General features: G+C 66.3%; 5 protein-coding genes. 2 read left to right on the top strand and 3 right to left on the bottom strand.

The window, feature by feature from the left end; genetic code table 11:
- Positions 1 to 245 precede the first annotated feature (245 nt).
- A complete protein-coding gene (locus tag JNL41_RS05490) occupies positions 246 to 2,414 on the top strand; it encodes a hypothetical protein (protein ID WP_293473268.1) in 2,169 nt (722 codons plus the stop codon).
- 11 nt (positions 2,415 to 2,425) lie between these two features.
- On the top strand, positions 2,426 to 5,770 hold the full coding sequence (locus JNL41_RS05485; protein ID WP_293473267.1) for a DUF499 domain-containing protein: 3,345 nt from the start codon (positions 2,426 to 2,428) through the stop codon (positions 5,768 to 5,770).
- A gap of 13 nt (positions 5,771 to 5,783) precedes the next feature.
- Here JNL41_RS05485 and JNL41_RS05480 read toward each other — a convergent pair whose 3' ends face one another.
- The 3 genes from JNL41_RS05480 to JNL41_RS05470 form a co-directional block, all read right to left on the bottom strand.
- The gene (locus JNL41_RS05480) at positions 5,784 to 7,313 is read right to left on the bottom strand and encodes a hypothetical protein (RefSeq protein WP_293473266.1); all 1,530 of its coding nucleotides are present in this window, start codon (positions 7,311 to 7,313) and stop codon (positions 5,784 to 5,786) included.
- Positions 7,310 to 8,686, bottom strand: a complete 1,377-nt coding sequence (locus tag JNL41_RS05475) for a toll/interleukin-1 receptor domain-containing protein (RefSeq protein ID WP_293473265.1) — start codon at positions 8,684 to 8,686, stop codon at positions 7,310 to 7,312. Before JNL41_RS05475 ends, JNL41_RS05480 begins: the two co-directional genes overlap by 4 nt.
- A gap of 238 nt (positions 8,687 to 8,924) precedes the next feature.
- Complete coding sequence (locus tag JNL41_RS05470; protein ID WP_293473264.1) at positions 8,925 to 9,047, bottom strand: hypothetical protein; 123 nt, start codon at positions 9,045 to 9,047, stop codon at positions 8,925 to 8,927.
- Between the last annotated feature and the right edge of the window lie 256 nt (positions 9,048 to 9,303).

Genomic DNA, 9,303 nt, shown 5'->3' with positions numbered 1-9,303 from the left:
GGTTCGCCGGGTACGCGCCCGTGCAGCCTGGCCTTTCTCGGTCGCCTCTAGCTCCTCCTTGGCGGGGAGCTGAAGGGCTTGCGAGCGACGTCCGATACTACGGCCGCCGCATGCGCGAGAGAGCGCAACAGCGCATCGGGCATCTGTATCCAGATGCGCCCTTGCCTGGAGGTCGAACCACTCCCGTTACCGCATGGCTTTGGTGTCGAACAGTCCGTTCGCCCGACCCTGCGGCCCGGGGTGCAATGGTCCCGCTGGCATCATCCTTCATCCTGTCTTCGAAGGCGGGCAAGGAAGCGTTTGTTCGGGTCGTGCGTGATAATGCGGCTACCGACGGCTGGCGGTTCGAGGTCCGGCAGGGCGGCGCAACGAACGAAGAACTTGCGACTGCAAGGGACGGCACCAAGGGGACATCGGGTTTCGTTTGCGCGCTCACTGGAGCGCCGATCACTATGGCCGCGGTGCGAGCGGCGGGTAAGTCCGGCGAACTAAGAGATCGCCTAATGGCCGTGGTCGCGGAGGGCGATCGGGGGAGGATCTATCTGTCTCCCACCAGTTCGCAAGAACACACGGCTCACTCGGCCTGCGCGTCATGGAAGCCGGAGGCTCGGCTCGACCCGAAGGCGCTTGGCTTTCGGGTGCCGGGGTACGGGCTTTCAACATACGGCGATCTGTTCACGGACCGGCAGCTCGTCAGCCTGACGACATTTGCGGACCTGGTGGAAGAGTTGCGGGCAGAGGTACTCGCGGACGCAGGGCTTGCATGGGATGCGCGCGGGTTGAGTGGCGACACCACGGCGTTGGCTGAGGGTGGGAATGGGCCACAGAGTTACGCCGATGCCATAGCGACCTACTTGGCGTTCTCGGTTGACCGAATGGCTGAATACGGGAGCACGAGTGCGACATGGCTCCCGAAGGACAATGCAATTCGCTCAGCGCTGGCACGCCAGGCGCTTCCTATGGTCTGGGACTATTGCGAGGCGAACTACTTTGCCAAATCGAGCGCTGGATCAGAGACATGCATAGACGTAGTTGCGAATGCACTGGAGAAAGTTCCTGCAATGGGCGCTGGAACCATACTACAGCTTGACGCGCCAGCAAATTCCTACCCTGTTCGCCCAGTATTAATAAGCACTGACCCTCCCTATTACGATAATATTGGTTACGCAGACCTATCTGACTATTTCTACGTCTGGCTCCGACGTTCCATTTCGGCTGTGTGGCCAGAGTTGTTTCGCCGACTACAGACCCCGAAGACCGGTGAACTTGTCGCCACTCCTCATAGGTCGCCAGATCGTGCAGAGATGACGCGCCGGGTCGGCCGTGAAGATCATCCGCTACTGGTAGGATGGGACCGGCTCTCGCCTAAGGATCGCGCCGAACGCGAGTTCATGTTTGGGATGAGTCAAGCTCTCACCGCGATGCGGAACGCGTCATCCAGCGACGCCCCTCTCGCCATCTACTATGCCTTCAAGCAATCAGAGATGTCGCAGGATGGAGTGACTTCCGCCGGCTGGGCTTCATTCCTGCAAGCCGTCGTCGATGCGGGTCTCGTGGTCGATGGTACGTGGCCAGTGCGCAGCGAAAGCGCTGAGCGGATGAGGGCCCAGGGCGCGAACGCACTCGCGTCTTCCATCGTCCTGGTCTGTCGCACACGCGCTTCCGATGCCCCGACCATTGGGCGGCGGGAATTGTTGGCCGAACTGCGACGGGAGCTGCCAAAGGCAATCGAGCGCATGCGCGCTGCGGGTTTGCACCCGGTGGATATTCCGCAGGCAGCCCTGGGCCCGGGCATGGCGGTCTTCTCGCGCTTCTCAGGGGTGCGAGAGGCCGATGACAGCACCATGTCCGTGAGCCGCGCAATCACCCTTATCAACCAGGTCCGGGGGGAAATTGATCACGCGGACTCGGGCGACTTGGATGCGGCGACCCGGTTTGCGCTGGATTGGTTCACCTCCTACGGATGGAACAGCTTTGACTCGGGTAAGGCCATCCAGTTGGCGCAGTCCTATGACCTCACCGAACGAGGTCTTCGGGAGGCAGGCATTCTCATAACCGACCGCGGCGATGCGCGCCTGCTCCGCAGGGGCGAGATGCCGGAGAACTGGCGACCGAGCCGGGATCGGACGCTCACCGCTTGGGAACTCGCCCAGGCCATGAACCGCGCCTTAAATGAGGGCGGGGGTATCGAGTCCGCTGGCGCACTGCTCGCTGAGGGACGGGAGATGACGGGTGCCGTCTATTGGTTGACGGGCCGCCTCTTCGCCATCGCCGAGGACCGTCGCATGGCCGAAGAGGCCCGCGGCTGGGGGCAGCTCTCCGAAGCGTGGGATGCCATCGAAGCAGCGGCGGACCGCACCGATATCGCCGAGATCGCTGCCCTCAATCGGGCAACTCCGGGACAACTCTTCTGACGAGGGAATGGGTGGACGTCCTGACCAATAAGGCCCGGCTGGGCAAGATGCTGGACGTGGTGGGGGGCAGCCTCCCGACCTTTGTCGAGCGAGCCCTGGAGGCGAACTACGGCGCCAACTGGCGGCAGCACGCCAACTTCCCGGACGGGGCGGTTCGCGGCGGCAACCTGGATGTGCAGGCCTATCTGCGTCTCTTCCAGAACGAGTGGCGTGAGGTCTTCTCGCGCGGCCTGGGGCACAACATCCGCGATGCCGCGACCGCGACCAACGCAGGTCGAAATGCCTACTCACACGCGCCCGCGGGCGGGGCAGACGTTCCGGATGACGTCACCCTCCGCGCCCTCCTTGGGGCCGCCGAACTCCTGGAAGGGATCAAGGCGAATAACGCGAAGGATGCTCGTGCGCTTGTTGACGGCATGATCGGCAAGATGGCCGGAAAGGGGGTGCCGACCGCAACGCCGTCTCCGCCAGCCGCAGCCGGCTCGCCCAAGGAAACGCGGCCCGTCCTCACGCTCAAGTCCGGTGCCGCAGCGCCCACCGATGTCTCCAAGCAGCTCGGCTTGGGCTTCAACGAGGGGCAGAAGGTCGGCGCCCTGGAGCCATGGCGTCTGACAGCTCCTCCGAGAGAAGACATCACGGCCGGGCGCCTGACGCTGGATCACTTCGCGGCCAACCTCGCGGTCGTGGACCGCGGTGAAGTCACTGGACCGTACGGCGACCCCGCAGAGTTCTTCCGCTCCACCCACATGACAGGCGGGTTGGAGCTGGTCCTGCGCAACGGCTCGTCGCGGCTAGCGTCAGGCGTGGGCCCTTCGGTGATCGGCCTGCAGACGAACTTCGGCGGCGGCAAGACGCACACGATGCTGGCGCTGCTGCACGTGGCGCGCGCCACCGATCCTACAGCGCTTCAGGGCGTGGGCGAGATCATCGGGAACGCCGCCGGTCTGAAGGGGGCAAAGGCCGTCGCGTTCTCCGGCAGCGACAAGGGGCCTGACGTGCCCCTGATCTACGCCGGCTCCAAGCCGGTGCGGACGATCTGGGGCTATCTGGCCTACCGGCTCGCGGGCGAGGAAGGGCTCTCCCTGATCGCTGGCGCGGAGGCGGCGGGCACCAACCCCGGCGGCGAGGCGCTGGAGAAGGTGCTGCGGGCCGCGGGCGGGCCGGCCCTCATCCTGCTCGATGAGATCGTGGCCTATGTGAAGCAGCTCGACGGGGAGCGCTACGACGCGAACCTCGCGTTCTTCCAGTCGCTCACCGAGGCTGCGGCGCGCGTGCCCCAGGCGCTCATCGTGGGCTCGCTGCCGGAGTCGGAAGACGAGGCCGGCGGCGACCGCGGGCAGGAGACGCTGTCGCGGCTGGAGAAGCTGTTCGGCCGCCTGCAATCGTCCTGGCAGGCCGCACAGGGCACCGAAACCTACGCCATCGTCCGGCGACGCCTGTTCCAGGAGTTGGACGAGGCCGGGGTGAAGGAACGCGACCGGACCATCGAGGCCTATCGGCGCTACTACCGGGACAACAAGAAGGACTTCCCGGCCGGCGTGGACGAAGCCGCCTACGGCGAGCTGATGCGGGAGGCCTACCCGGTCCACCCGATGCTGTTCGACAAGCTCGCGCAGGAGTGGGGCGGGCTCGACCGCTTCCAGCGGACCCGCGGCGTGCTCAAGTTCATCGCCGAAGCCGCGCGCCGCATCTGGATCAGCGGCTCCAACGACCCCCTGATCCAGATGGGCTCCATCCCTCTGGGCGACCCGCTGGTGCGGGGGTCTGTCATCGAGCCCCTGGAGGGAACCGCCTGGGCGGCCATCGTGGACGGCGAGGTCGAGAGCGACCGCGCCCAGCCGTTCCGTCTCGACGGTGAGAAGCAGCGCTACGGCAACGACCGGATCGCGACCCGGGCTGCCCGCGGCGTGTTCCTGGGCACCGCGCCGCTCGGCGAGGCCCGCGGCGGGATGAGCGGCGCCGACGTCCGCCTCGCCTGCGCCCGGCCGGGGGAGAACGTCTCGGTCTTCGGTGACGCGCTGTCAGAGCTGGCGAACAGGTCGGGGCACCTGCGCGCCGAGAACAACGCCTATTGGTTCGGCTCCCAGCCGACCCTGCGCAAGCTCGCCGAAGCCAAGGCGCAGGAGAAGTCCGACGCCGAGGCGGACGACGAGATCGTCTCGCTGCTGAAGCGTGACGAGCGGGCACGGGGGAGCTTCGTCAAGGTTCACACCTGCTCCCTGAACCCCGAAGAGGCGGAGGAGAGCACGGCCGTCGGTCTGATCGTGCTGCATCCAAACTTCACGTTCGATAGCCGGGTCGAGCCGCCGCTCGCGATGGTGACGGCGGAAGATGCGCTGAAGCGCCGAGGCGGCGGCCGTCTGCGGCAGGCGCGGAACACGCTGATCTTCGTGGCTCCGGACGGGCCCCTCCTAGGAGAGGCGCGCAAGGCCGCGAAGCTGCTGTTGGCCTGGCGCTCGATCCGCGACGACCGCTCGCTGGACCTGAAGGACAGTCAGCGTGAGGAGGCCGACAAGGAGACCACCAACAGTCAGGCCGCACTGGAGTCTTCGGTGCGCCGGGCGTGGTCGCACATCATCGTGCCGACGCCTCCCCGGATCGAAGGCGAGCCGTTCTCCCTGGACAAGGTGACGATCCGCAACCCGGGCTCCAAGACGGTCGCCCAGGCCGTCTGGGATAGGGTCAGCACCGATCAGAGCGTCCTGGTGAAGCTGGGTCGGCAGACGCTCTCCGACAGGCTGAAGGAGGCGTGGCCGGTCGGAGATGACCACGTGCCGCTGGCCACCGTTCGCGATTGGTTTGTCCAGTACGTCCGATTTGAGCGGGTGCGGGATGATATCGTACTCGGCGAGGCGCTGACGGAGCTGCTGCGCGACGTCTTCACCGACTTCGCCTACGCGGAAGGCATCGCCGCCGACGGGACCTACCGCGGCCTCGTCTTCGGCAAGGTCGTGAACCCCTCGTTCGACGCCGACGCAGTGCTGGTGCGGAAGGAAGTCGCCGAAGCCCAGCTCAAGGGCAGCGGATCGAGTACCGGGGCGACAGGGCCGACCACCCCTGCAACGCCGCAAAGCGGCGGAGGCGCGGTCGAGGAGAAGCCGGGCGTGGCGCGGGCGCTTCGGCGGTTCTACGGCAGCGTCGAGCTGAGCGCCGAGCGCCCGGTGCGCGACCTCCAACCGATCCTCGAAAACGTGATCGCCGAGTTGCTGCGCACAGACGGCGTCAAGCTGAGCCTGCGCCTGGAAATCGAGGCGACAGCGCCCAACGGCTTCGACGTGGAAGATGCCGCCATCGTCCGGGACAATGCCAAGACGCTGAAGTTCAGCCCGGAAGGCACCGGTTTCGCTGAAGATTAGGGCGCGAAGCCCGTCAGATGTAGTAGCGGAAGGGCAGGGGCGGAGCCTCTGCCGTTCGCGGTGAGGCCATGAGGATTTCGCCCACCCGATCCGCGAACCGCAGCGTCACCGGAATGCCGCTCGCGAAGTCGCACGCGTTGTAGTTCACCTTCGTCAATGCGAGCACGTCGCCCAGCACCTGCTCCAGGTCGGCGTCTCCGTGAGTGACTTCCACGCTCAATGGCTTCGGCGTTTCAAAGCCCGGATAGGTCGCCAGTCTTGGGATGTAGCCGCGCGTCCACAGCAAGGCTTGGCGGTCATCGAGCGCAACAGCGGCGCCGCGCAGCACGGGCGTCGAGGCCGCCGGCCGGAATAGCCGCATCTCATCACCCGGCCGGATGCGCACACCTACCAAGCTGGTCTCGGGCGCCACAGCGGACTTGAAGCCCTCCCACTCCTGGCGGCTGAAGCGATGCCGACCGTGGATGAAGAGCTGAGACGGGGCTCGCCCGTGCTTGTCTTTGTAGCCGTCAATGACCGAGGCCATGAGTTCGCCGGCCGCCTTGGACGACAGGTGGTACTCGCGGTTCTCTTCCGAGTACCAAGGGCCAAGGGCGCCGCGGAACACCAGGCCATCGCCCGAGCTGAGGAACATCTGGGCCGCGCAACATGCCTCGCCCTTTGCGGCCGGCGTTTCGTCGTTCTTGAAGACGAGGCCGACGTAGCACACGCCCGGCCGAACATCGGCGAGCGCCCACGGCTTGGCGTCCATCTTGAAGTAGAGGGTGGTCGCGAAGTTCCAGGCGACGGTCGCTTCGTCCTGAAGGCCCCGGCTGGCAGGACGGCTGGCGAGCGCGCGATCTTGCAGGGTGCGCTCCAGGATCAACTGCAAGGCCACCTTGTCCCCGAGCAGTTCGGCCTTGAGCTGGTGGTGGAAGTTGTTGGCAAACAGGTAGACCTCGGCGTCGGCCATCGTCTCGGGAAACAGATCGCCGCGCTCGTAGAAGGCCTTCGCTGCGCGCGAGGAGATGATCGTTGACGCGGTGCGCTCCGCCCTGGGCGGCGCCGCGACCGCCGGCCGGCCGTACCGGAAGACCACGTCAGGAATGACCGCCACCCACACGTCGGGTTGCCGCTCTTCTGTCGTCCGATGGCGTCGGATGGCGTCGGCGTAGAGCTTCACGGTCGTGCGCACCGCGTCCGACCTGTTCGACCGCTTGATCGCGGAGTCGATCTCGACCCCGTCCAGGGTGACTTCCGTCATCGGGCGATCCGGCAGAGCGAGTCCGAACACCGCCTGGAAGCCCGGCCAGGGCGGCGCCCAGGTGGTCTCGGCACCGTGCCGGTTGAGGGAAGGCCCGATCCAGCCCCGCAGCTTGCCGAGCCATGCTCGCAAGAGACCCGCGCCGGCTTGGGTGCCGATGAAGCCGAGCCGCACCTCGTGCCGGCCGCCGGCATCCTCGAACGGCCCGAAGAGGAACAGCCCATCCTTGGGCGCTTCGAGACATTGCCCGTGACCGAACGCAAGCGTCGGTTCCGGCAGGTAGATCGCCTTCTGGATCATGCGCCTTCGGGCTCCGGTTCGTGCTCGATGCCTTCGTCGGTCTCCAGCTCCTCGCCCAGCAGGATCTCGCCATCAGCGGCTTCCTCGCTCTCCCGCCGCTCCTCCGCCTCATAGGAAACAGGGAACGGCACCTCCAGCGGGGCGGTGCTGAGCTTGAGACGTTCGCGGCCGACCGCGAGGTCGAAAGTTGGCTCCCCCTCCGCGAGCCAGTCCAGGCCGGCCAGCAGCAGGTCGCGCCACTTGTCGTTCCACCAACTCCGCGTGAGCCGGCGCCGGATCGCCTGAGTTTCCTTGCCCGGCAGTGGCGTTGAGCCGTCGAGGCTGAGCACCATGTTCGCATGCACGCGGAACATGGGCGCGGGCCACAGGCGTGGACGACCGATCAGCGCCAGATGCCAGCGCTTGTCCTTGAACTTTCCGGACACGGCACGGTCGACCTTCTTGCCGCTGGCCAGCGTGCGCTTCACGCGCCCGTCCACGAGGCCATCGGGGAAGAACCAGCCGATCTCCCCGCTAGCGTACTCAAACCTGCGCAGGCCGCGCCGGTGCATGGCCAAATCCCAATGCTGTCGAAGCAGGTTGACCATCTGACGCCGGCCCTCGGCTCCATTGGGGAAGGGGGCGACCTCGCCGTTCGTGAGGATATCCCCGGGCCTGAGCCAGAACCGGCCATCCAGCTTCGGAGGAGCTACATCACCGGCCTGGAAGGTGCCGACGTCGGTGAACGTGCCGGCCAGGCCGAGGTACTTCAGGTGCGGCTTCTGGGAGTTGGCCAGCCAGTTCTCCAGTTGGGTCGACAGCCCGGCCGAGCCGTAGAAGGTCAGCAGCTCGGGCATCTCGGTGATCTGAAACCAGTTGGTCAGGAGGGTCTCAGGTCGCTCCAGCACCGTCAGCCTGCCACGCTGCTGCGCTTCAACCAGGGACGCGAGGAACTCTGTGTCGGGTCCGGTGCGCCGGGGCACGCCGGCGTCCTCCAGGGTCTTGAGGAGCGGCGCCAGCGCGCCGGCCCAATTCGGGAATGCCTCCAGCGCGTTGAGGCGAAGCAGCTCCGTCGGGAACTCCAGGTAGGGAACGTCGTCCACGCGGATCGGGATGATGAACTGGTCGTCGCCGAGCTGGCGCCCGATCCCGTCACCCAGGGCCAGTTCTTTCAGGACGCCGCGCTTGCGCACATGACGCGACACCAGCGCGATCTGCTTGACCACGTGGTGGCGGAGCTTGTCCTCGATCACGTTCCAGAAGTCGTCGCCGCCGCGAAGCTCCTGCACATCGACCCAGACGCGATAGCCCGCTGTCGTCAGCCGCGCCGCCAGCCAGCGCGCGACGGCGTTGTCTTCCGGGTTGGCGTGCGTGATGAGGATTTCGTCTCGCACAGCCGGGTTGGCCGCCGGTGACGGTGAAGCTCTTACCATGGCCTTCTTGCCTCTCGGCCTTGGCACTCGACGCTCTTGCCTGCCAATGGAAACGCAGGGCAGAGAAGCCGGGCGCGTGAGCGTGAAATCGGAGGGGAGGACGGCTCTTCTTGCTTGGCCGCAGTGGGCCGCCTCTCCCTCCAGTCACTCCCGACACGCCGCATATCGCTGAGCCAACGTCGAGAATCGTGTACGGTCTTTAGCGCCGCTTCTTAGACTTCGACCCGGACTTCACCGTCTCGACCACGTGGGTCTTGGGCTTGTCCTGGGCGGTCTTGACCGGGGTAAACCGGCCCGTGCCGGCGTTCCTTCCGATCTTCATGACCGTCGCTCCGACGCGGTGGAGCCCGCGTGGCCGATCACGCACTTCACGCAATCTCAACCACTAGACGATGATTCGCGACGGCTGCGGTGGCAGCGGTGCGTTTCATCCACAGGTCCGCGCGGGAAGCTGGCGCGAAGCGCGCTCAGGGTCTATCGAAGCTGCGCTGCCCGCGGGCGGCACTTCAGTCGATCCGGGGAGTGAGCCGGGTCGGGCAACGCGCCGGGGCTCTCTGTCCTACCCTCGGCGGCTGGGC

Source organism: Phenylobacterium sp. (assembly GCF_016793285.1).
Classification (GTDB): Bacteria; Pseudomonadota; Alphaproteobacteria; order Caulobacterales; family Caulobacteraceae; genus Phenylobacterium.
This window is presented reverse-complemented; position numbering and strand designations above follow the sequence as displayed.

What these genes read in the sequence shown, in the direction of transcription:
- JNL41_RS05490 (WP_293473268.1), top strand. Translation starts at nt 246, where the DNA reads ATGGTCCCGCTGGCATCATCCTTCATCCTGTCTTCGAAGGCGGGCAAG.
- JNL41_RS05480 (WP_293473266.1), bottom strand. Translation starts at nt 7,313, where the DNA reads ATGATCCAGAAGGCGATCTACCTGCCGGAACCGACGCTTGCGTTCGGT.
- JNL41_RS05470 (WP_293473264.1), bottom strand. Translation starts at nt 9,047, where the DNA reads ATGAAGATCGGAAGGAACGCCGGCACGGGCCGGTTTACCCCGGTCAAG.